We start from the raw sequence: 21452 nt of genomic DNA on the forward strand, positions 1-21452 counted from the left end.
AAAGCAGGAAAGCCGCCTTGTAGGACAGACTTCCTGCTTTTTTATACGAAAGAATCATCTCCTTTGCAGACCGGGTTTTATTTTACCTTTCCGTAAATACACAGATCATATGTATTCTCTCCCTTTGTGACCGCTTGTTTCATGATTCCTTCCAGTGCAAATCCATTCTTTTCCAGGACTCTGCGGGATCCCCTGTTAGGTTCATATACCAGACCTGTGATGCGTATGATATCCAGTTTCTTAAAAGCAATTTCACAGATCTGCCTTACCGCCTCCGACATGATCCCCTTAGACCAATGCTCCGTGTCAAGCAGATAACCAATCTCCGCATCCTTACAGTAAACGTCCCCCTTCTGCTCCACTGAGATATTTCCAACGATCTGCCCGTCCACTGTAACAGCACGGAAAATCCCGTCCGCCCCCTCATGCTCTTGAGCCTTCCCCAGCCACCAATCAGCGTCTGTTTCTGTATAAGGGAAGGGAATCCGATTGGATAAATAAGTCCTGTCCGTTGAATTGCACAGTGCGGTTAAACGTTCCCTGTCCTCTAAAGCCCATTTCTTTAATTCAATGTGCATATTCACTGCCTCCTTCTGTCCAAAAAATACCCCTGCTTTGTGAGCGCCCACAGCGTTTGTGTTTTCACTATATCACAGTGAAATTTACTTGTCGACCACTTTATCAGCTGCAGTTTTATACAGTTACACACGGCAATTAGACAGACTCCCTCCCCCTCTACTGTTTAGTCTGATACAACAGTGCATTGCACAAAGCGGCCGCCACATTGCTCCCGCCTTTCCGGCCTCTGGCCACAATATAGGGAGTGTCAGGGAGCGTCAGGATCAGTTCTTTGGACTGGACTACATTTACAAACCCCACCGGGGCGCCGATAATGAGAGCGGGCCGTATTTTCCCATCCCGAACCAGCTCGTAAAGGCGGATCAGCGCCGTAGGGGCATTTCCAATGGCAAAGATACAGGGGCGGGGAGCCATATCACTGCAGAGCCTTGCCGCCTTATCCATACTGGCGACCGCTCTGGTAGAACCGGCCGCAGCCGCCTGAGACGCTACGTCCTCATCTGCCATGAAGCAGACTGCTTCTCCTCCCAGAGCCGCCAGTTTTTTCTTGTTTATCCCGGACCAGGCCATATTGGTGTCAGTAATGATAACGGCTCCGCGGCGCAAAGCCTCCTTTCCCGCCTCTACGGCCCCCTCTGAAAATACCAGCTGATCCGCATAATCAAAATCGGCTGTGGTGTGGATGGCGCGGCGGATCACAAGATCCTGCGCCGGATCAAGCACCTTTCCCATGTCAGCCAGCTCTTCTTTGATAATCTCAAAGCTCCTGCTTTCAATCTCTGCGGGGAGCACCTCCTCCAGTTGGATGTGCGCTGTGTCTGGCTGAATGGTTTTTCTATCTGTGACGTTTTCATCTGTGCTGTTCCTGTTTTCCAAATTCGTCTCTCCTTTCGCCTTTATCCCCCGCTCCGGTCCATTCTGTCCCGGCCCTTCAAGCCCCATAATTTCATAGATCCGTTTCATGTCCAGGGACCGGCGAAGCCCTTCTGCCAGCCGGTCATACTGTCGATCGCGGTAAGCGCTGTAGTTCTCACCGCTGTCTGCATCCAGCGTTATTCCCTTTTTATTTGCCAGCACCTCTGCGATGGTATGGGCGATTCCCGGAGCATCAAAAATACCGTGAACGTAGGCTCCATAACAGTTTCCACGGTTCCAGCCGTCCGCCTGGGCCTGCTTTGTATTCCCTTTCAGGAGATAGCACATGGGCCGGCAGATTTCCGGTTCTTTCCTTCCCCTGGTCCTTCTGGCCGTTCCGGCAGGTCCCTCCTGACAGGCGATCCTGGTGCGGCCCATATGGATCTCATAACCGGAAATACATTTGCCGGAAAGAGCAGCCAGCAGACCGTCCAGTTCTCCGAAAGCCCCCTCGGACCGGGTTCGTATCTTCTCTTCCTCAAAGTCAGTCTCAAGAGGCAGAAGGCCCATTCCCCGGATCCTGCGGCACTGTCCCGATTCAACCCCTTCCTTATCTGAAATTTCCTCGCCCATCATCTGATAACCGCCGCAGATGCCCCAAACCGGCACCTGACGGGCCGCCAGCTTAAGAACGGCCCCCTCCAGACCGTTCTGACGCATCCACAGAAGATCGCTTATGGTATTTTTCGTCCCTGGCAGGATTACCATATCCGGCGTACCAAGCTCAGATACCTTTGTGACATACCGCACCGATACTCCGGAAATACCGTAAAACACATCCAGATCCGTAAAATTGGAGATCCTTGGAAAATGAATCACAGCCAGATCCACCAGCCCCTTTTCCCCGCATGAAAGTTTTCCGCTGAGACTGTCCTCATCCTCTATATCCACATCCATATAGGGAACTACTCCCACCACCGGCAGACCGCACAGCTGCTCCAGCTGGCGGATTCCCGGCTCCAAAATAGAGGGGTCTCCCCTGAATTTATTAACGATCAGGCCGCCGATCCGATCACGCTCCCTTTGCTCCAGAAGAGCCACTGTCCCATAAAGCTGGGCAAAAACGCCGCCCCGGTCAATATCCCCCGCCAGCAGCACCGGCGCATCCACCATGTCTGCCAGCCCCATATTTACGATATCATCCTTTTTTAAATTGATCTCCGCCGGACTTCCTGCTCCCTCGATCACAATAATGTCATACTCTTTTGATAGCCGTTCATAGGCTGCCAGAATCTCCGGGATCAGCCGGCGCTTATAGGCAAAGTAATCCCTGGCGCGCATATTTCCTATGGAAGTGCCGTTTACAATCACCTGAGAACCTACGTCTGTCGTAGGCTTTAAAAGAATGGGGTTCATGTCCGCCGAAGGCTCGATTCCTGCCGCCTCCGCCTGAACCGCCTGGGCCCGCCCCATTTCCAGACCGTCTGCCGTGATGTAGGAATTCAAAGCCATATTCTGGGATTTAAAAGGTGCCACCCGATAGCCGTCCTGCGCAAAAATCCTGCAGAGTCCTGCTGCAAGAAGGCTCTTTCCCGCATTAGACATGGTTCCTTGTATCATAATCGGCCGTGCCATCATTTTTTCCTCCTGTGACTGTGATTATTTCCTTCATTGTTTCCAGAAACTGGTCATTTTCCTCCCTGGTCTTGACACAGATCCGATAAAAGGAGGGATCCAGACCGGGATAATTGGCGCAGCTTCGGATCAGGACCCCCTCTTTCAGCAGACGGTCATAAAGAACCGGTCTGCTCTCCCCCTTGTTTTTCCGGTCTCGAAAAAAAATATAATTGGCCTGCGAGGAAAGTACCTGAAAGCCAAAGCTCTCCAGCCGGCCTTTCATCCGCTCCCGCTCCGGCCCGATCAGCCGCGCTGTCTCCTTTAGATAGTCCTTCTCCCTTAAAGCAGCAATTCCGGCCCGCTGGGCCAGCCCGGAAACAGACCAGGGCTGCCGGACCTGCTCCAGCCTGCGGTTTAATTCAGGATCCGGGCAAAGGCTGTAGCCCAGGCGCAGTCCCGCCATGGCATAAATCTTTGTAAATGCCTTCAGCACGATCACATGGCCCAGTTCCTTCAGATCAGGGATCAGGGAATGTTCTGCCGGATGATCCAAAAAGTCACAGAAACACTCGTCCGCCGCCAGCCATGTACCCAGGGCTTTACATTTTTTCCCAATTTTCACCATATCTTCACGGCTCACCGATCGCCCAGTGGGATTATTGGGGTTACACAGAAAAAGAATATCGTAGGGACGTCCCTTCTTCTGAGCCTCATGAAGGGTCTGGCAGAGCCGGACCGTATCAATGTCAAAGCCGTCCTTCTCTTCCAGAGGAAAAAAATCAATCTCGCAGCCCCACTGAGACAGAGCCTGGCTGTATTCCAGGAAGGACGGAGCCGGAAGAAGACCGCGCTTAGGCCTGATAGCCGCTGTGAGGGCAAAAATCAGATCGGCTGCCCCGTTTCCGCAGCTGATCCATTCCTCCGGCACCTGGTGATACGCTGCCAGGGCCTTTTTTAACGCACGGCAGCCGCTGTCCGGGTAGATAGCGCAGACATTTTCCCGCAGGCACTGCTCCAGTTCTCTTTTTACTCCCTCCGGCAGTCCCAGAGGGTTTATATTAGCGGAATAATCCATCCGGACCGGATGGCTGTAGATATCTCCGCCGTGTGTATAGGGGATTTTCATTGATCTGTCTCCTTTTATACAGGCCGTCCGGCCATATCTTTTCTTCTTTGCAGGTCCTTTTTATTCACAGGCAGCATCAGGGCCGCCGATCCATTTAAAGCATGAATATAAGCGCTGCCAAAACTGCCATCAAGAGCTGCTCTGACCCAAACATCAGACGGCTGACTCCGGCAATGTCATCAGGACATATAGGCCGGTCATCATCACCGATATACGGCTTTTTATGAAGGGTTCCAAAATACCAGGCGTCTCCCGCCAGCCTCAGATGCAGAGCGCCTGCGCAGGCCGCCTCGCCATGGGCCGAGTTGGGGCTTGCATGATTAAAACGATCTCTTTTAAAGATCCTCCAGGCATTCTTTCCATCCATCCCCGGTATAATCCAGGCAGCAGCCGAAAGCAGAATACCGGAAATTCTGGCAGGAATGAAGTTTACTCTATCATCCAGCTTTGCCGCGCCGCGCCCAAACTGAATGTACCTGTCATTTTTATATCCCACCATGGAATCCATGGTATTGACTGCCTTATAAAAGAAACCGCCCGCAGGGCCAAACACCGCCATAAAAAGAAAGGGGGCGATAACTCCGTCTGAGGTATTTTCCGCTACCGTCTCCACCGCGGCCCTGGCGATCCCGTCTTTATCCAGCACCGCCGTATCCCTTCCTACGATCATGGAGACGGCCCTTCTCGCCTTTTCTATATCCCCTTCCTTTAACGCATACGCTACCTTCATGCTCTCAGCCCGAAGGCTTTTGGCCGCCATAAGCTGCCCGCAGAAGAAGCTTTCCGCCAAAAAAAGAAGACCCAGAGCCCAGCTTCCCTTTCTTTCAGGCAAAGTCAGACATATCTCCATGCCTCCAAACAGCACGGCAGGAACCAATGTCCAGAAAAAGCACATACATACTGCAAGGATCCGCCCCCCGAGAAGCAGATTCCCTTTAAAACGTTTTCGCAGCCTGTTTTCCAGTCCGCTTATCATGTGGCCCATCCAGCGCACCGGATGGGGAAGCCAGCAGGGATCCCCCATGATCCAGTCCCAAACACAGCCCGCCAAAAGGGCCAGACTGTGAAATTTCCATAGCTGCATCAGCGTCATCGTCAAAATCAATCCTCCTGCCGCAAATGTTATTTGATCCTCTGCCCCAGCCCGCAGCTTACCCGCCAGACCTCCTTTGCCTCTGCCGCAAGCAGGCAGCAGATCCGCCCTGTCTCCTCCCGGTACTCCCTCTCAAAGGGATCCAGGGGAACGATCCCGTATCCGATCTCGTTAGTTACGAGCACACGGTCCGGACAGGCTGCAAGAAGCTTAGAAACAAGGCCATGGCGATCCGGCAGACAGCAGCCACTTTTACGTTTCCTTCCCCCCTGGATACCGGCCGGGGCGTGAAGGGAAGGATCCGCCGCCAGAAGTCTGCGGATAAAAAGGTGAAACTCACAGACGTAAGCTCCCTGTAAAAATGTCTCCCAGGAAGCAAGACCTCCCTTAACCCATGAAATGCCTCCCCTGTCTTTAATTTTTTCTGAAATATTCAGGCTCTGAGCCCATTTTTCTTCTGCAAAGGCCCGTTTTCCCTGGGCCTCTCCGCCAATGATCAGGATCATGTTTGTTTATCCTCTCTGAATTTCTCTGTGTTTTAACCGGACGAAGGCCTACCTCCTTAACGCCAGAAGCGCCACAGACGCGCTAAGACAGACCAGCTCTCCTGCCTGAAGATAAAAACCGGCCAGATCTCCGGTAATTCCTCCGAAATGCTTCAGGCTCCACCGGTAAAACCAGCCAAAGAGCGCCGCAAGCAGGATCAAAAAGACCAGTGCTGCCTTAAGCCACCAGCTGCCGCCCAAAAGCCCGGCCGCCGCAGGAACTGCCAGCAGCCAGGCGGTCATTCCCAGCCGATCGGTCCGTTTTTCTGCTGCCTCTGCAAAGGCAGCCGCCAAGCCATCCTTTTTCGCAGAAGGAAAGAGCAGCACCGACAGGCCGCTGAGTCCCCGCTCCATAGTCATAAACAGGACAGGCAGCAGATCGTATTTTCCTGCCGTCCGTACCGTAAATTCGTAAAAGACGCCTGCATACAGGAGGATATATACCATCCCATAAATCACCGCAAAAGCTCCCAGATGAGGATCTTTTAAGATTGCCAGTTTCTTTTCCCTGTCTCCAAAGGAGCAGATCCCGTCCATGGTATCAAGAAAGCCGTCCAGATGGATCCCTCCGGTCACAAGCACCGGAAGAGCAGTCCCCCACAGAGCGGTCATTGCCGCAGAAAGCCCCAGCACCTCCCTTGCAAGCCACAGCCACAGGGCCAGAAGCAGTCCCTGGATCAGGCCCACCAGGGGAAAAAAGCACATGGAATGTTTCATCCGTTCCCTGCTCCACTGGATCTGAGGCATGGGAAGCCTGGAATACATGGAAATTGCTATAATACAGGAACTAAGCAGTTTCATCCCTCTGTTTCTCCTTTCAGCACCACCGGGATCCCATAAACCACTTCCACTACCTGGGAGGCTTTCTCAGCCAGAAGGCTATTCAGCCGTCCCATAAGCCGAATATACTCCATGGTTTCCCAAGCGTAAACCTCTCCGTCTGCCCCCACTTCATTGGTAATCACTGCCAGAAAATCCGCCTGACGATCCAGAGAGAGGATGTCCTCAAACAGCATTCCGGCCAGTTTCCCGCTATCTTTCATCATGTTTTTCCCAGAAAACATGGCATTGGCGGCGAGATTGGAAACGCACTCCAGGAGAACGGCATTTTTCCCGTGTTCAGGAATACGCAGCCCTCCCAGTTCCCTTGAACGCTCTATGGTCACAAATCCCTTTCCGGCCCGCATTTTTCTGTGACGCTCCACTTTGCGCCGTCCCTCTTCTCCGTAAACTTCCATGGTTGCCACGTAAAATTTCTGTTCTGTTTTCTCAGCCATGAGCCGGCTTTCCCCGTATGCCGACTTGCCGCTTCCGCTGCCCCCTGTGATCAGGATCATATATCTGCTCCCTCCTGCGGCCTCTGTTTTATGTAAAATGCTGATACTGCTCTACATGAATCTCCTGAAAGGAATCCATATTCCAGTATACAGCGGCTGCCATATCAAGAAGCGGAAAAAGGGCCGCCGCTCCCGTTCCTTCCCCCAGGCACATCCCTGCCTGGATGGCAGCCTTTAGTCCAAGGGCCTCAAGGGCCATGATTCCTGCCGGTTCCGCAGATACGTGGGAGGCCAGCAGATAGCCGGATACTGCCGGACAGATCCGCACTGCCGCCAAAGCCGCTGCTGCTGTGATCAGCCCGTCTAATACCACCGGAATCCGATACAGGGCACAGCCGATATAAAAGCCTGCCAGCGCCGCCAGATCAAAGCCTCCCACCTTGGAAAGAACATCCAGGCCGTCTGCCGGATCCGGGCGGTGAAATGCAATCCCATCCTTTATGACACGGATTTTGCAGGCTAAAGCCGCATCAGAAAGCCCGGCTCCCCGTCCGGTAACAGCCTCCGGCTCAGCCTGCAAAAGCACGGAGAGAACAGCGCTGGAGGTGGTGGTATTTCCAATGCCCATCTCTCCGCAGCCAGCCAGGCGGCAGCCCTTTTTTCGCAAAATACCTGCAGTTTCAATCCCCGTCTCCATGGCCTGTTTTGTTTCCCTTAGGGTCATGGCCCGGTCTTTTAAGAAATTTTTTGTGCCGTATGAAATCTTCCGTTCCAGTACCCCTGTACCGGTCATATCCGAAGCGATTCCCACATCCACCGGAAGAACACCCGCTCCCGTCCTTGCCGCCATCAGGCAGACACAGGAGATCCCCTTTGCCATATTTTTTGCCACAATGGACGTTACCTCCTGGCCTGTCTGTGTGACGCCTTCCTCTACGATCCCGTTGTCGCCGCACATCACAGCAATCCATTTATGATCCAGAGAAAATGAGGATGTTCCCTGAGCGGCCGCGATCCGCACCAGATCCTCTTCCAAAACCCCAAGACTGTTTAATGGTTTTGCCACCTGATCCCAGCGCCTCTTTGCCTCCCTGGCTGCTTCACAGCTGACAGGGAGGATTTTCTCTATGGCGCGCTCCAGGGTGACCTTTCTTTCTGTATTCTGTATCATGATTCTGCCTCGTTTCTTTTCTGTCTGTAGGATATGCAGGTTTGTGCAAACCGGGCTGCAAAAGAGGGACAGGAAGGATAATACAGATGAGGAAAACCAGCCAGCGTATTTTTCTCTGTCCGAATACAGGGCCAGCTCCGGTTTCCTGCAGGTTTTTGAGCCATCATTACCAGTTCATCTTCGGGAACCGCGCAGTCCCAGTAGTGAAATTCATGCCCTCGGATTGCCTCTTCAGGCCTTAAATAAAGCCCCTCTTTCTCCGTGTGGATCTGAATATAGCCAAAACGGCCGTTTTTCCCTCTCCTGTAGCCCTTTCCCCTGAAAATGCCTGCCATGGGCCAGAAGTGCCCTTCAGGATCCTCCAGCTCATCTAAAAGATAGAGATATCCGCCGCATTCTCCCAGAATGGGAAGCCCTTTTTTTGCAGCTTCTCTGACCGCTGTTCCCATGGCTTTGTTTGCGGAAAGTTCTTTTGCATAGAGCTCTGGGTAACCGCCTCCAAACAAAATACCGTCTGTTTCTTCCGGAAGGTTTCTGTCCCTGATCGGACTAAAGGGCACCAGTTCTGCTCCCAGAGTCTCCAGCAGTTTCAGATTATCCTGATAATAAAAGCAAAATGCCTCATCCATGGCGATGCTAAGACGAAAGGACGGGACCAGGCCATCCTTTTCCTTCATCCCAATCGCACCGTTTCCGGCTGTTTTTTCACACGGGCGTCCTTCCTGCCTCCCCAGTTCTACCAGAAATTTCCAGTCAACCGTCTTTTCCAGACACTCGCCCAGACGTCTCATCTGATCCTTAAGGCCCGGTACCTCCTCTGGAAGAACCAGCCCCAGATGACGGCTCCCCACCTTCAGAAAATCCAGCTCCGGCACAAATCCGGCGGCCTGGATCCCGGTCTCACACTCCACAGCCTCACGGATCCTTGGATAGAGCATGGGGGACATCCGGTTAAAGATCACCGCCCGGATCTGACGTCCCCTGCATTGTTCAAATTCTATGAATCCCTTCACCACAGCAGCCAGGGACAAACTGGCTCCTCTGGCATCCACCGCTAAAACCACCGGAATATCCAAGATATGGGCAATCTCCCAGGAGCTGGCCTTTAAGGTATCTCCCCCAAGACCGTCAAAGTACCCCATCACTCCCTCTACCACCGGAAGGTGCTTTTCAGCGCAGCGTCTGTATTTTTCCCGAAGGTGATCCGGTTCCTCAAAATAGCTGTCCAGATTGGAGCCTTCTACTTCCAGGATCCGGCGGTGAAACAGGCCGTCAATGTAATCCGGCCCGCATTTATAGGCAAAGGGGTTATAGCCCTTTCCCTTTAACAGTTCCAGCAGACCGCAGGTGATCATGGTCTTTCCGCTTCCGCTCCCCGGGGCAGCAATCATAAATCCTGCCATTCCAGTTCCTCCACATCTTCTCCCGGATGCTGCATCACCGCAATATACACCGGATTCTGCGCCTTTGGCATATGGTAGCTGCCGACCTGCTCCACCGGCGATGCCTGGATCTGAAGAAGTTCTCCCTCCTCAAAGCCGTACATTCTCATACATTCCAGAATTTCCGCCACCGTTTCCAGTGTAATGGCATTTGCCACGATCCGCACACGTGGATTGGCTTTTAAAAGCCAGCCCACGATTTCCTTCATCCGTCCGCCGCTGCCGCCGATAAAGGCATGGGTAGGCATCTCAAGTCCTTCCAGAGCCTCCGGCGCTTCCCCTGCTATTATGCAAAACCCCTGCCAGTCTCCGAAAAACTTCCTGAAATTGGCGTCAATTAACTCCAGGGCCGCCTCATCTCTTTCGATGGCGCAGACACGGCCGCCTCCGCACTGACGGCGGATGGCAAGTCCCATTTCCACTGCCAGCGAACCGGTGCCTGCGCCAATGTCAAAGCAGACTGCGTCTGCGCCGATGCGAAGCTTTTCCATGGACAGGCGGCGTACACTCTCCTTTGTCATGGGAACCTTTCCCCGAATAAAATCAGTATCTCTTGGATAAATGGCCGGATATATTTGAGATTTTTCCGCATGAGGATTTTCCACAATCGCACAGGCCAGATTTCCGAAGGGATGGGTCTCCTCCTCCATCAAAAGCTCTGCCGGTTTCATCTCACAAAGAATCCTCTCTTCTGCATATGAGAAATTTTCTCCAGCCCATACAGTCACGTATCCCAGGCCGCTGCTTACCAGGCGGCGGCAGAGTTCCGACATACTGCCCTCTTTCCCCAGAAGAATGAAACAGGCTTTATGGCTCCTTACCCAGGCTGCCACATCACAATCTCTTCCGTGACTGCTGATGGGATATACGTCCTGCCAGCTGCGCCCGATTCTGGCACAGAAATAGGACAGGCTGGAAATTCCGGGAATATACTCTACTTCCCATCCCTCCCGGCTAAAGGCGCGGGAGGCCGTTTCTGCCCCGCTGTAAAATCCCGTATCTCCCGACAGAACCAGAGCCGCCTCCATCCATTCAAAGGAGCGCAGCCACTGGATCATATCGCTGGGCTTATAGGCAGACAAAACAGGTTTTCCCTGAATATATGCCTCCACGCTGTCTAACATCCGGCCCGCTCCCATCACTGCCTCTGCTGCCTCCAGCCGGTCGATGGCCTGCCCTGTCAGCTGGTCCTCGCCGCCCATGCCAATGCCTATAAGATAAACAATGGGGTGTTTCTGTGCGTACTGCTGGTTGTCTGTCATTGCCTGTTCCACTCCTTTACTTCATTTTTCACCTGTTCCAGGCTCATTCCCTGGTCTGCGGGCCGCCGGATCACTACTGTCTGAGCGCCGGCCCTTCGGGCCGCCTCCAGTTTTTCTTCAAAGCCTCCCGCTCGTCCGCCGTCCTTTGTCACCAGAAACCGGCAGTTAAATTCTTTCAGCACTGCTTCATTCATTTCTGCTGAAAAAGGCCCCTGCATGGCGATAATGTGCCTCCCGCCATATCCCTGGTCTCTGCACAGCCGCACCGAGTCCTCTAACGGCAGCACCCGGACATAGACCCGCTCTTTGTAATCCGGAATCTGCGAAAAAGGCGCTAATTCCTTGCTCCCTGTGGTCAGGAAAATATTTCCTTCCCGCTCTGCCAGCCAGACGGCCGCCTCTGAAAGGGACGAAACGCAGTGTACGCCGTATTCTTGTTCCGGTCCGGCTGCCTTGGCCCAATGTCCCGTTTGTTCATAGGGCTCCCCTTCTTCCCTCAGGCACCGCAAAAGCCGAACGCCCCTGTTATCTCTACAGGCCTGACGGATATTGGCCGTTGCCTGATCTGCATAGGGATGGGTGGCGTCGATCACCAGACCGACACCCTCTTCCCGGATCAAAGCCCCGATCCCCTCTGTATCCAGACGGCCGCTGCGGATCCTGATGCAGCTTTTAGCGCCGTTTTCTTCATTTGACCTTTCCTCATCGATCAGCTCTGCCCCGTATTCCGTGGCTGTGCATATCACAACGGAAATTCCTTCCTGCTCCAGCCATCGGGCCAAAATCCTTCCTTCCGTAGTTCCTGCAAACAGAAGCAGACTCTTTTGCCGCCTCATTCTGCTGCGGCTCCTTTTCGTTCCATTTTTTTCCGGTGATATCCTCTGGGCGTTACCATACGCCCCCTAAGCTTTTTTGTATCGGAATTTCCAATATACACAGTGGTAAACATATCTGCCTCAGCCTCCATCAGTTCCCTCAGCGTCAGGACTTCCATCTCCTCCCCTGGCCTTCCGATCTGCTTTGCAAAGCCGCAGACTGTTTCCGGGCCGCGGTACTTCATAATCCTCTGGCAGGCCTGGCGCAGATAATCCGGCCGTCCCTTGCTGCGGGGATTATAGATACAGAGTACAAAATCAGCGGCGGCGGCTTTCTCTACCCGCTCCCAGATGGTTTCTATGGGCGTCAGACGGTCGCTTAAGCTGATCACGGCAAAGTCGTGCATCAGAGGGGCTCCCAGCACAGCAGCCCCGGAGCAGGCCGCCGTCACTCCCGGAATCACCCGTATTTCCACCTGTGGGTATTCCTGCGCCAGTTCAAAAAGCAGCCCCGCCATTCCATATACGCCGCCATCTCCGCTGCAGATCATCGCTGTATCCTTTCCTCGGCCGCAAAGTTCAAGCGCCATACGGCAGCGTTCCTCCTCCCTTGTCATGGGAGTGGTGACATATTCCTTATCCGGAAATGCGCTCCGCACAAGATCCGCATATACGGTATAGCCGGCGATCACCTGGCACTGCTCTAAAACCCGTCTGGCCTCTATGGTCATTCCTTCCACTGAGCCGGGGCCGATTCCCACAACATAGAGACAGCCCGGTATGCCGCCCTTTTGCTCCGCAGTCCGGGGGGAAGAGAACGTGTCTGGCAGTCCTGCGTTTTCTTCCTTCTCTGCCCTCCGATACTCCGTCTCAAAGCCCGGATCATATAATTTAGAGCGCTCATATCCCTTCTGTCCTACTGCATCTCCTACTACAATCAGCGCCGTCTTGGTGATTTTCTCTCTGGCAGCCGCCTCCGCCAGGTCATTGATCTGACAGCGCACCACCTTTTCCTCCGGCCATGTCGCTTTATACACAATCGCCGCCGGTGTATCCGCGGGATATCCGCCTCTTATAAGCTCCTCTGACAGCTCCTTGAGCATTCCTGCGCTTAAAAACACGGCCATGGAGGCTCTGTGCGCCGCAAAGGATGCGATGCTCTCCCGCTCCGGTACCGGCGTCCGGCCCGCCATCCGGGTGATCACCACGCTCTGGGAGATCCCCGGCAGCGTATATTCCATCTGAAGGGCTGCCGCAGCACCGCAGAAGGAGCTGACTCCGGGACAGATCTCATAGGGTATTCCCTCATGATCCATGGCATCCATCTGCTCACGGATCGCCCCATAAACACAGGGATCCCCCGTATGAAGCCGCAGGATCTCCTTTCCTTCCTTCCAGCCCTTTTTTATTACCTCCATGACCTGCTCCAGGGTCATATATGCGCTGTCATAAATCTGCGCATCTTTCCTGGCCAGTTCCAGCAATTCCCTGTTTACAAGAGAACCTGCGTAAATGATCACATCCGCCTCCTTTAAAAGTCTGGCTCCTCTCACTGTAATCAGATCTGCGGCCCCCGGGCCTGCTCCAACGATATGTACCATACTGTATCCTTTCTTTCTGTCTGCCATCCTGCCTCATCTGTTTTCTGCGCTGTTTTGAAATCGTTCCAGACACGCGCGCGCGCCCGGTGTCTCTCCAAGAATCCCCCGTTCATTGGTAAACATAATACATTCTATCTTTAATTTCTCCCCCGCCCGTTTCTTCAAATGCTCCCAGGCGCGTTTCATCACCTGCTCCATAACAGCCTCCCGAAGGCCTGTCTGCTGTTCCAATATCAGCAGTCCCTGATCCACCGTCACAGCCTCCAGGATCTTTATGACCTGCTCCCTGGACGCTCCCAGGGCAGCCCCCCAGGCAGCCAGCACCTCCATGCGTCCGTCCGCAGCTGAGGAATGTGTATTCATCACTCCCGCAGCCAGCTTTACCAGTTTTCCGCCATGGCCCACCAAAAGGAGCTCTTTCATTCCCTCCTGTGCCGCCATATCCAGCGTATCTCCGATAAAGTTGCTGCATTTTACCGCCTGTTCCAGATCTATATTCAGCTGGCTGCGCAAAAACGCCTCTCCGTAGTTTCCCGGTGTCAAAATCAGACGCCGGTTCCCTGCCAGATGCTTTTGATGCATCTCCAGCCGTATGGTTTCCAAAAGAGCTTTTTCGCTCATCGGCTCCACCATTCCGCTGGTTCCCAGAATGGAGATACCGCCCAGGATCCCCATTCTGGGATTAAACGTCTGTTTTGCCGTCTCTTTCCCCTGGGGGACGGATATGCAAATCCCAAGAGTTCCATGAAAACCATATTTTTGGCAGGCTTTCTCCACCTCTCCAAAAATCATGGAACGGGGAACGGGATTGATGGCCGGTTTCCCTGCCGGGCAGCTTAACCCCGGTTTCGTCACCATTCCCACGCCGTCTGCAGCAGTCAGTTTCAGATACAGACCATCTCCTTCATATGCATAGCCACATTCAGGCTCCATCCGTTCCTTCTCCATCTTCGCGTATCCCACAGTGGAATATACCAAAAGTCCGTGGGTCGCGTCAGGATCATCCCCCCCATCCTTGCGCACAGCGCAGGAAACCCAGCCGTTTCCTGCCTGGATATCCTCGATTTCCAGTTCCAGTTCAATCCCCTTAGGTACGGTAAGCCTTACCTGTACGATTCTTTTTTTTCCCAGCAGCATGAGAGCAGCGGCCAGAGAAGCCGCTGCCGCACAGGTGCCTGTGGTATAGCCCCACCTTAATTTCTTCTGGTTTTTATATGCAAACATCTCTTTCATGGAAACACCTGATATTCCTCTGTTCATTACTCGAAAAAAAGTATACCATATCACATTTTAATGCACAACGGAAAAATCCTGATCCCTGTTGCCTCCGCGGGTTCTCCTAATCCTTACGGCCAAAACCACAGCTGCTTTTAAGCGGCGGGATCTCCTCCAGTGCTGCCGCTACTGTCACACCGTTTCCTGCGGTTTTCCCAAAAATCAGGCGTCCTCCCTCCCCGCAGGCCGCCCGTTCGCACACATTTCCAATTCCTACCGTATTTTCCACAAAGGGGGATTCAAAAAACGTTCCCTTCACTTTTTTAAGTTCCTCTGCTGTATAAAACTGCAGATTTATTCCTTCTTCTGCGCCAAGTGTCAGGATGGCAGGTTCATCCTTTTTAAGGTCAATGGACGCTATCCGCTTCACCCCGCGCCAGTCGATGCCCGCCTCTGAAAGAACGGTCTTAACCTGTATGCGCAAAAGTTCAGGCGGCACCCCCCGGCGGCACCCGATTCCCAGGACCACCGCTTTGGGAACCAGCCGGAGTATGCCCGCAGACTCTGAAGTTTCTGTACACCCCTCTCCCGGACGGCTATCCCTTAAAATCCCGCAGGGCCAGTCCCGCTGCCCCCCCTTTTCTGTCAGGCCGGTTCTGACTGTTACCCATATATTGTGCCGATGCCAGGTCTCTTCACATCCCCTGGGTATCTGATCTACCTGGAAATCGCTGAAAAATCCCACCGGCTCTCCCTCTAAGATCCGGGCGGAAATCTCCTTTGCCTCCCTGCGGTCTGTGATCTCAAGACCGTTGCCCGCCGCAAAAAGATCTGCCGCAAAGAGACCATTTACATCTGTAGCAGTAGTAACCACAGCCGCTGCCCCCAGCTCATCCGCAATCTCAAGAGCCAGTTCATTGGCCCCTCCCACATGGCCGGACAAAAGCGGCACGCAAAACCGCCCGGCCTCATCGACTGCCACCACCGGAGGATCGCTCAGCTTGTCCTTTACCCAGGGGGCAATCGCCCGCACGGCAATCCCTACAGCCCCCACAAAAATAACTGCATTCTTTTCCTCAAACTGTCTGCCGGTCCACCAAGACAATTCTTCCGCTTGACCGCTCATTCCATCTTTTTTCCATTCTTCTTTTAAAAAGCGTGTGGGAACACGGGTTACGCATTCCACTCCTCTGCTGTTAAAATATGTATACAGACGCCTGCAGATCAACGCGCCTCTTTCTGTAAAACAGACCACTGCAAATTTCACCTGTTTTCTCCCTCTGCTGATCGTATTCTGACATGACAGATTCCCAGAACATCCTAAATCAGACCTGCTCCGCTCTGTCAAACCCCGGCGTGCCGCAGCCGGCATTCCTGCGGCCGGCACGCCTCCCTTTGTCCCGGACTGTGTTTCCTGATGTTATCAGTATAACCCACTCGTTTCCATCTTTCAACCTTCCGAATCTCTCTCCTTAAGCGCCTCTGCCTTAAGCTCCCGTTTCTTTCTTGTCATGATCCCCCCAATCCTTCCGCTTTCTTTGGCTGTCAGGCTGCGCCAGCCCTGTTCCAGTACCTTTTTATCCAGCCCCAGTTCCTGGGCGATCTCAAATTTCAGCTGCTCCTGAGGGCTCATATTGGCAGGATCAAAGGGCTTTTTGCTTTTATTTTTTCCCATATTTTTACAACTCCCTTCGTTTTTCCATATTTATGAAATCTTTCAAGAGAAGTCTGCCCATATTTTTACAATATATACCGATTATCCTTGCTTTTTACTGTTATGTATATTATACTGGATATGAAGGAAATATATCGTTTCATATTAGAATATGAAAAAATTTTTTACCTGATTTCCAGAATACAACCGGTCCCAGCGGCCGGGAGAAGGGGTTACTTTGAATATTGCAATCGTTGACGACTGCCTCCAGGACAGCCGTCATTTGGCTCAGCTTTTAAGCAACTACTGTTCTGTCTGTTCTCTGTCCCTGCAGGTATCAGCGTTCACCCATGCGTCGGATTTTCTCAGATCATGGAAATCCGGCGTTTTCGATTTAATCTTTGTTGATATCTTTCTTGACCAGGATTCAGACACAGCGACCGGCATCCGGCTGGCGGAGCATATCCGCAGAGAGGACACCGGCTGTACCATCATTTTCACAACCGTCAGTCCCGACTATGCCTTAAAGAGTTATTCTCTAAAGGCGCTCGACTATCTCATCAAGCCCATTTCCCAGGAAGATTTTTCCCTGACCATGGACTACTATCTTTCCATGAGAACCCACCGCTGTTCCCACTACATAGAGGTAAAGGAAAGCAGGGTCATGGTAAAGATACTTGTGGACACAATTTTATATACAGATTATTTCAATCACTACATACAGATCCACCTGGCTGACCGGATCATTAAGACGTATATGCGATTTGAAGAATTTTCAAAACTGCTGCTCTGCTATCCGCAGTTTATCAGCTGTTATCGCAACTGTATCATTAACCTTGACAAAGTGATCCGTCTGGAAAAGACGTCCTTTGTCCTTACATCCGGTGAGCATCTGCCTATTACACGAGGTCTAAGACTTCAGATCCATCAGCAATATGCGGATTATCAGTTCCGGAAGATAAATGGAGGACTTTAGATGAACCGTTTCAATCTCCAGTTAATTTCTCTGCTGGTTCTGGATCTGCTGTCAGTGAATCTTCCTTTTTTGTGGATTTTTCATTCGGAATGGCGCTATCATGCCCGCAAGACCGCAGGCATCCTTTTGGGATACCTGATTATGGCCTGCGGGCTCTTTCTTTTTGCAGCCCGGCTCCACACCGGCCTTTCCCGCCACAGCCTCCTGTGGGCTCTTTCCCTGATGGGCAGCTCTTTCTTTTTGTGCCTTTTTCTTACAAAAGTAAAGTTTCAGGCCGTAGCCTATACCCTGTTCCTTTTTAAAAATGTTTCTGACTCAGCCTCCCTGCTGTCCCGAATGATGGCTATAGGGATTACCCATAGAATTTCAGGACTTTCGGAACAGGTATTTACCTGTTTCTGGGAACTGGTTCTGATCCCCTCTGCAGTGGCCATCATCACCGCCGTTATCGGCCCAAGACTGAAAAAAGCAGTCCACTATACCCGATTTCTCCCCGTGTGGCGGCGAATGCTTCTGATCCCTGCGCTTTTTTTCATCATGTTTTACATTGATCTGGGATTAAAGTACAGTCCCTACCTCTATCCTCCCTCCCACAACTACAGTGTCCTCTTCATCACCATTTTCTGGCTGATCTGCGTCTATATCGTCCATATTACTACGCTGCAGATCCTGTTTCTTCTGACCCAGAGCTTTGCGCTGAAAGAGGAGTACCGAACCATGAAGCTGATCTCTGACGCTCTTACCTCCCAGACTGCCAACTTACAGGCCAGCCTGGAACAGCTTCTAAAGGCCCGGCACGACTTCCGGCATCATCTGGTAATCCTGCAGGGACTCATGACCCAGAGTCAGTATCGCAGCGCTGCTGATTACATTGAACGTTATCTTGGAAACAAGGATATCTGCCCGGTTCATACCTACTGCGCCAATACAGCGGTAAACGCCCTGTTAAACTACTATCTTCAGACCGCCAGAGAGCACTCCGTCCATGTAACGGCCAGCATCTGTCTGCCTAAATCATTTTCCATGCCGGATGTAGATTTCTGCACCATCCTTGGAAACCTCCTTTCCAACGCCCTGGAATCCTGCCTGCGCCAGGAAAGCGGAGTCCCGGCCATCTCCGTCAACATCAGTCCCGCCGGCCAGTCCATGATTACCCTGTGCATCCGCAACTCCTATTCCCACGAGATTCGGGAACAGGACGGCCAGTTTATCTCCTCCAAGCGCGGAGACGTAGGCATCGGAACGTCCTCTGTCCGCTATCTGACGGAGCGCTACCATGGCTTTTTAAATTTCCGTCACGAAAACGGTATTTTTGAAGCATCTGTTTTCCTAAATCCTTCCATGGATACGGCCAGCGCATCCTAATCGCCCCTTTGCCCGGCAGCTTCGCCGTCTTATAGAAATAAGGCCCTGCGTACAGTCACGCAGGGCCTTAACTTTGTCATGCCTTATTGGCTTATTTGGAATAGGAATCGATGTCTACATCAGCAACATCCTCGTTCTGAGGAGCTGCCAAGAGAGCCTTTACACTTAAGCTGATCTTGTGATCATCCTCGTTGAAATCAACGACCTTGGCCTCGATCTCCTGACCGATCTTTAATACGTCAGATGGCTTTTCGATATGCTCTCTGGAAATCTGGGAAACGTGCAGCAGTGCGTCTACGCCTGGCTCTAACTCAACAAATGCGCCAAAGTCGGTCATACGTGCCACGCGGCCGCTTACCACGTTGCCTGCCGCATACTTCTCAGCTGCCTGTGCCCATGGATTAGCCTCAGGGAACTTTAAGCTTAACGCGATCTTCTCGCCCTGGATGTCCTTGATCAGAACCGTTACCTTATCGCCGGACTTGAATACCTTCTTAGGATTCTCCACACGGCCCCAGCTCATCTCGGAGATGTGAAGGAGACCGTCAGCGCCGCCCAGATCGATGAATGCACCAAAATCGGTTACGTTCTTTACAGTACCCTCTACCTTGTCGCCTGGCTGGATCCGTGCAAATAATTCTTCCTTCAGCTTTGCCTTCTCAGCCGCTAATAACTGCTTTCTGTCGCCAATGATGCGTCTTCTCTTAGGATTGAACTCTGTGATCACAAACTGGATATCCTGTCCTGCGTACTTGGACAGATCCTTCTCATATGTGTCAGATACAAGGCTGGCAGGAATAAATACTCTTGCGCCCTCAACCTCAACGCTTAATCCGCCGTCTAATACCTGAGTTACCTTGGAAGTCAGAACTTCCTGATTCTCAAATGCCTCCTCCAGACGCTTGTTGCCTCTGTCGGCTGCCATACGCTTGTAAGATAAGGAAACCATGCCTACGCCGTCATTTAATTTAATGACCTTAGCTTCCATCTCTTCACCAATCTGTACCTTTGTAGTCAGATCTACATTATTATCGTTGCTGTACTCATCACGGGTGATAATGCCTTCGGACTTGTTGCCCGCGATGCTCAGAATGATCTCATCTTTGCTCACTTCGATGACCTGACCGGTGACTATCTCTCCTGTACGTATTGGTTTGGTTGATTCTTCCTCTTCCTTTAATAACTCTGCAAAACTCTGCTCTGCCATTCTGGTATGAACCTCCTCAATAATCTTTTTTGGGGTGGATGCCCCAGCTGTAATACCTACGCTGCGCACAGAAGATACACTGTCAGGATCTAAATCGCCGAGTGTCTGAATGTAAAAGGTATTCTTACATTCCTTGAGGCAGATTTCGTAAAGCTTCTGGGTGTTGGAAGAATGTCTGCCGCCGATGACGATCATGGCGTCCACCTCAGAGGCGATCTTCGCTGCCTCCACTTGTCTTTCCTGTGTTGCATTGCAAATCGTATTTAAAACACTACTATCATAACCCTTTTTTAAAATTTTTTCAACTAAATCTTGAAATTTGTTGTAATTAAATGTCGTCTGGGACACTACACACAGCTTTTTGCCCTCCGCCACCTCATATTTTTCAGCTTCCGCCTCATTTTCAATCACTGTGGTGTACTCATTTCCCCAGCCTCGGATGCCCTCCACCTCCGGATGGGCGGGACTTCCGATGATGACCACCGCTTCTCCTGCTGCCGCGTGCTCATCCACAATCCGATGGATCTTCTTTACAAAAGGGCAGGTAGCGTCTGCCACGGCCACGCCGCGCTCCTTTAAGATCTCGTAAATATGACGGCTGACGCCGTGGGAGCGGATGATAACTGTGCCCTGGCCTTTGGGAAGACGTTTCAGATCCTCCTCCGTGTCTATGACCCGCACTCCCTTTTTTTCAAGGTCGCTCACTACCTGCTCATTGTGGATGATCGGTCCGTAGGTGTAAATAGGGCCTTTAGCGGCTCCTTCCTTCACCGCACGGATCTGCTCATAGACCCGGTCAACCGCCCGCTCCACCCCAAAGCAGAAACCGGCCGTTTTTGCTACGGCAACCGTTCGGCTGGACAGGCTCTCCTGCAGGGAGGCTCTGCTTTTTGCTGCCTCGTCCATTACTGCTCCTCCTGTTCCCTTAACGCATGGGCCGCCGCCTGGCAGCCCCGCTCTGCCGCCGCGGCAAAAATCCTCCTTACCACCTCTTCCAGAGTCATCTCAGAGCTGTCCAGCAATATGGCATCCTCTGCCTGCATAAGAGGCGAATGTTCCCGGTGCATATCCCGGTAGTCCCGCTCCTCTATATCTCTCTCAATTTCCTTTATATCCGCCCGGACTCCCCGATCTGCCAGTTCTTTATAACGGCGTCCGGCACGCACGCTTACGGATGCGGTAAGATAGATTTTTACTGGTGCTTCCGGCAGGACGCAGGTACCGATGTCCCGGCCGTCCATGATCACATTTTCCCGTTTCGCCAGTTCCTTCTGGAGTTCTACCAGCTTTTCCCTTACCGGGAGATATCCGGAAATGGCGGAAGCCATATTTCCCACCTCCTCGGATCGGATCAGGCCGGAGACATTTTCTCCGTTTAAGAGCACCTGCTGGACGCCGTCTTTGTAAGTAATCGTCACATCCACCCCGGCGCAGGCTGCGCCGACTGCCGTCTCATCTTTGGGATCAATGCCCTCTCTTAAGAAATGGAGCGCCATTGTGCGGTACATGGCCCCCGTATCAACATATACGAAACCAAGGCGCTTTGCTGCCAATTTTGCGATGGTGCTCTTTCCTGCCCCTGCAGGGCCATCGATTGCTATATTAAAATGTTCCATATTTTCTGTTCTCCTGTTTTTATCGGTGCGGCGTTT

At 52.3% G+C, this 21452-nt stretch carries 19 protein-coding genes and 1 pseudogene; 2 read left to right on the forward strand and 18 right to left on the reverse strand.

The window, feature by feature from the left end:
- Positions 1 to 77: 77 nt before the first annotated feature.
- From HW447_RS03240 to HW447_RS03315, 16 genes and pseudogenes are all read right to left on the reverse strand, one after another.
- Positions 78 to 578, reverse strand: a complete 501-nt coding sequence (locus HW447_RS03240; protein ID WP_176253898.1) for a GNAT family N-acetyltransferase — start codon at positions 576 to 578, stop codon at positions 78 to 80.
- Positions 579 to 735: 157 nt separating this feature from the next.
- On the reverse strand, positions 736 to 1371 hold the full coding sequence (locus tag HW447_RS18370; RefSeq protein ID WP_408609674.1) for a precorrin-8X methylmutase: 636 nt from the start codon (positions 1369 to 1371) through the stop codon (positions 736 to 738).
- Between the two features lie 111 nt (positions 1372 to 1482).
- Positions 1483 to 3069: pseudogene (locus HW447_RS03250) on the reverse strand (cobyric acid synthase); the annotation flags it as partial.
- Complete coding sequence (locus tag HW447_RS03255; protein WP_176254048.1) at positions 3032 to 4171, reverse strand: pyridoxal phosphate-dependent aminotransferase; 1140 nt, start codon at positions 4169 to 4171, stop codon at positions 3032 to 3034. The pseudogene HW447_RS03250 and the gene HW447_RS03255, both read right to left, overlap by 38 nt.
- 100 nt (positions 4172 to 4271) lie before the next feature.
- Positions 4272 to 5276: an adenosylcobinamide-phosphate synthase CbiB gene (gene cbiB, locus HW447_RS03260; protein ID WP_176253899.1), complete on the reverse strand. Its 1005-nt coding sequence runs from the start codon at positions 5274 to 5276 to the stop codon at positions 4272 to 4274.
- Between the two features lie 23 nt (positions 5277 to 5299).
- Entirely contained in the window at positions 5300 to 5776 is a 477-nt protein-coding gene (locus HW447_RS03265) for a bifunctional adenosylcobinamide kinase/adenosylcobinamide-phosphate guanylyltransferase (protein WP_176253900.1), read from the reverse strand.
- Positions 5777 to 5824: 48 nt separating this feature from the next.
- Positions 5825 to 6616, reverse strand: a complete 792-nt coding sequence (locus tag HW447_RS03270; RefSeq protein ID WP_176253901.1) for an adenosylcobinamide-GDP ribazoletransferase — start codon at positions 6614 to 6616, stop codon at positions 5825 to 5827.
- Positions 6613 to 7152, reverse strand: coding sequence for a bifunctional adenosylcobinamide kinase/adenosylcobinamide-phosphate guanylyltransferase (locus HW447_RS03275; protein ID WP_176253902.1), 540 nt, complete (start codon positions 7150 to 7152; stop codon positions 6613 to 6615). The genes HW447_RS03270 and HW447_RS03275 overlap by 4 nt, the downstream gene beginning before the upstream one ends.
- A gap of 28 nt (positions 7153 to 7180) precedes the next feature.
- Entirely contained in the window at positions 7181 to 8263 is a 1083-nt protein-coding gene (gene cobT / locus HW447_RS03280) for a nicotinate-nucleotide--dimethylbenzimidazole phosphoribosyltransferase (RefSeq protein WP_176253903.1), read from the reverse strand.
- Positions 8260 to 9666 (reverse strand): cobyrinate a,c-diamide synthase, encoded by a 1407-nt coding sequence (locus tag HW447_RS03285; RefSeq protein ID WP_176253904.1) that lies wholly within the window; start codon positions 9664 to 9666, stop codon positions 8260 to 8262. The genes cobT and HW447_RS03285 overlap by 4 nt, the downstream gene beginning before the upstream one ends.
- Positions 9651 to 10967 (reverse strand): precorrin-6y C5,15-methyltransferase (decarboxylating) subunit CbiE, encoded by a 1317-nt coding sequence (gene cbiE / locus HW447_RS03290; RefSeq protein WP_176253905.1) that lies wholly within the window; start codon positions 10965 to 10967, stop codon positions 9651 to 9653. The genes HW447_RS03285 and cbiE overlap by 16 nt, the downstream gene beginning before the upstream one ends.
- On the reverse strand, positions 10964 to 11803 hold the full coding sequence (gene cobK, locus HW447_RS03295) for a precorrin-6A reductase (RefSeq protein ID WP_176253906.1): 840 nt from the start codon (positions 11801 to 11803) through the stop codon (positions 10964 to 10966). Before cobK ends, cbiE begins: the two co-directional genes overlap by 4 nt.
- Positions 11800 to 13383 (reverse strand): precorrin-4 C(11)-methyltransferase, encoded by a 1584-nt coding sequence (gene cobM, locus HW447_RS03300; RefSeq protein ID WP_176254049.1) that lies wholly within the window; start codon positions 13381 to 13383, stop codon positions 11800 to 11802. Before cobM ends, cobK begins: the two co-directional genes overlap by 4 nt.
- Before the next feature lie 33 nt (positions 13384 to 13416).
- Complete coding sequence (cbiD, locus tag HW447_RS03305) at positions 13417 to 14616, reverse strand: cobalt-precorrin-5B (C(1))-methyltransferase CbiD (protein ID WP_176253907.1); 1200 nt, start codon at positions 14614 to 14616, stop codon at positions 13417 to 13419.
- 106 nt (positions 14617 to 14722) lie between these two features.
- Complete coding sequence (locus HW447_RS03310) at positions 14723 to 15865, reverse strand: cobalt-precorrin 5A hydrolase (protein WP_176253908.1); 1143 nt, start codon at positions 15863 to 15865, stop codon at positions 14723 to 14725.
- 183 nt (positions 15866 to 16048) lie between these two features.
- The gene (locus HW447_RS03315) at positions 16049 to 16273 is read right to left on the reverse strand and encodes a small, acid-soluble spore protein, alpha/beta type (RefSeq protein WP_176253909.1); all 225 of its coding nucleotides are present in this window, start codon (positions 16271 to 16273) and stop codon (positions 16049 to 16051) included.
- 217 nt (positions 16274 to 16490) lie between these two features.
- Here HW447_RS03315 and HW447_RS03320 point away from each other — a divergent pair, with 217 nt between their 5' ends.
- Positions 16491 to 17228, forward strand: coding sequence for a LytR/AlgR family response regulator transcription factor (locus HW447_RS03320; protein WP_176253910.1), 738 nt, complete (start codon positions 16491 to 16493; stop codon positions 17226 to 17228).
- Positions 17229 to 18593: a sensor histidine kinase gene (locus HW447_RS03325; RefSeq protein ID WP_176253911.1), complete on the forward strand. Its 1365-nt coding sequence runs from the start codon at positions 17229 to 17231 to the stop codon at positions 18591 to 18593.
- A gap of 91 nt (positions 18594 to 18684) precedes the next feature.
- On the opposite strand, the gene HW447_RS03330 is transcribed toward HW447_RS03325, so the two are convergent.
- Positions 18685 to 20706, reverse strand: coding sequence for a bifunctional 4-hydroxy-3-methylbut-2-enyl diphosphate reductase/30S ribosomal protein S1 (locus tag HW447_RS03330; RefSeq protein ID WP_176253912.1), 2022 nt, complete (start codon positions 20704 to 20706; stop codon positions 18685 to 18687).
- The gene (cmk, locus tag HW447_RS03335; RefSeq protein ID WP_176253913.1) at positions 20706 to 21416 is read right to left on the reverse strand and encodes a (d)CMP kinase; all 711 of its coding nucleotides are present in this window, start codon (positions 21414 to 21416) and stop codon (positions 20706 to 20708) included. Before cmk ends, HW447_RS03330 begins: the two co-directional genes overlap by 1 nt.
- Between the last annotated feature and the right edge of the window lie 36 nt (positions 21417 to 21452).

Origin of the sequence: Enterocloster alcoholdehydrogenati, assembly GCF_013282095.1 — a bacterium.
Taxonomy (GTDB): Bacteria; Bacillota; Clostridia; order Lachnospirales; family Lachnospiraceae; genus Enterocloster; species Enterocloster alcoholdehydrogenati.

What these genes read in the sequence shown, in the direction of transcription:
- HW447_RS03265 (WP_176253900.1), bottom strand. Translation starts at nt 5,776, where the DNA reads ATGATCCTGATCATTGGCGGAGAGGCCCAGGGAAAACGGGCCTTTGCA.
- HW447_RS03315 (WP_176253909.1), bottom strand. Translation starts at nt 16,273, where the DNA reads ATGGGAAAAAATAAAAGCAAAAAGCCCTTTGATCCTGCCAATATGAGC.
- cobM (WP_176254049.1), bottom strand. Translation starts at nt 13,383, where the DNA reads ATGGTACATATCGTTGGAGCAGGCCCGGGGGCCGCAGATCTGATTACA.
- HW447_RS03330 (WP_176253912.1), bottom strand. Translation starts at nt 20,706, where the DNA reads ATGGACGAGGCAGCAAAAAGCAGAGCCTCCCTGCAGGAGAGCCTGTCC.
- HW447_RS03240 (WP_176253898.1), bottom strand. Translation starts at nt 578, where the DNA reads ATGCACATTGAATTAAAGAAATGGGCTTTAGAGGACAGGGAACGTTTA.
- HW447_RS03270 (WP_176253901.1), bottom strand. Translation starts at nt 6,616, where the DNA reads ATGAAACTGCTTAGTTCCTGTATTATAGCAATTTCCATGTATTCCAGG.
- cobT (WP_176253903.1), bottom strand. Translation starts at nt 8,263, where the DNA reads ATGATACAGAATACAGAAAGAAAGGTCACCCTGGAGCGCGCCATAGAG.
- HW447_RS03275 (WP_176253902.1), bottom strand. Translation starts at nt 7,152, where the DNA reads ATGATCCTGATCACAGGGGGCAGCGGAAGCGGCAAGTCGGCATACGGG.
- cobK (WP_176253906.1), bottom strand. Translation starts at nt 11,803, where the DNA reads ATGAGGCGGCAAAAGAGTCTGCTTCTGTTTGCAGGAACTACGGAAGGA.
- HW447_RS03285 (WP_176253904.1), bottom strand. Translation starts at nt 9,666, where the DNA reads ATGGCAGGATTTATGATTGCTGCCCCGGGGAGCGGAAGCGGAAAGACC.
- cmk (WP_176253913.1), bottom strand. Translation starts at nt 21,416, where the DNA reads ATGGAACATTTTAATATAGCAATCGATGGCCCTGCAGGGGCAGGAAAG.
- cbiD (WP_176253907.1), bottom strand. Translation starts at nt 14,616, where the DNA reads ATGAAAGAGATGTTTGCATATAAAAACCAGAAGAAATTAAGGTGGGGC.
- cbiE (WP_176253905.1), bottom strand. Translation starts at nt 10,967, where the DNA reads ATGACAGACAACCAGCAGTACGCACAGAAACACCCCATTGTTTATCTT.
- HW447_RS03325 (WP_176253911.1), top strand. Translation starts at nt 17,229, where the DNA reads ATGAACCGTTTCAATCTCCAGTTAATTTCTCTGCTGGTTCTGGATCTG.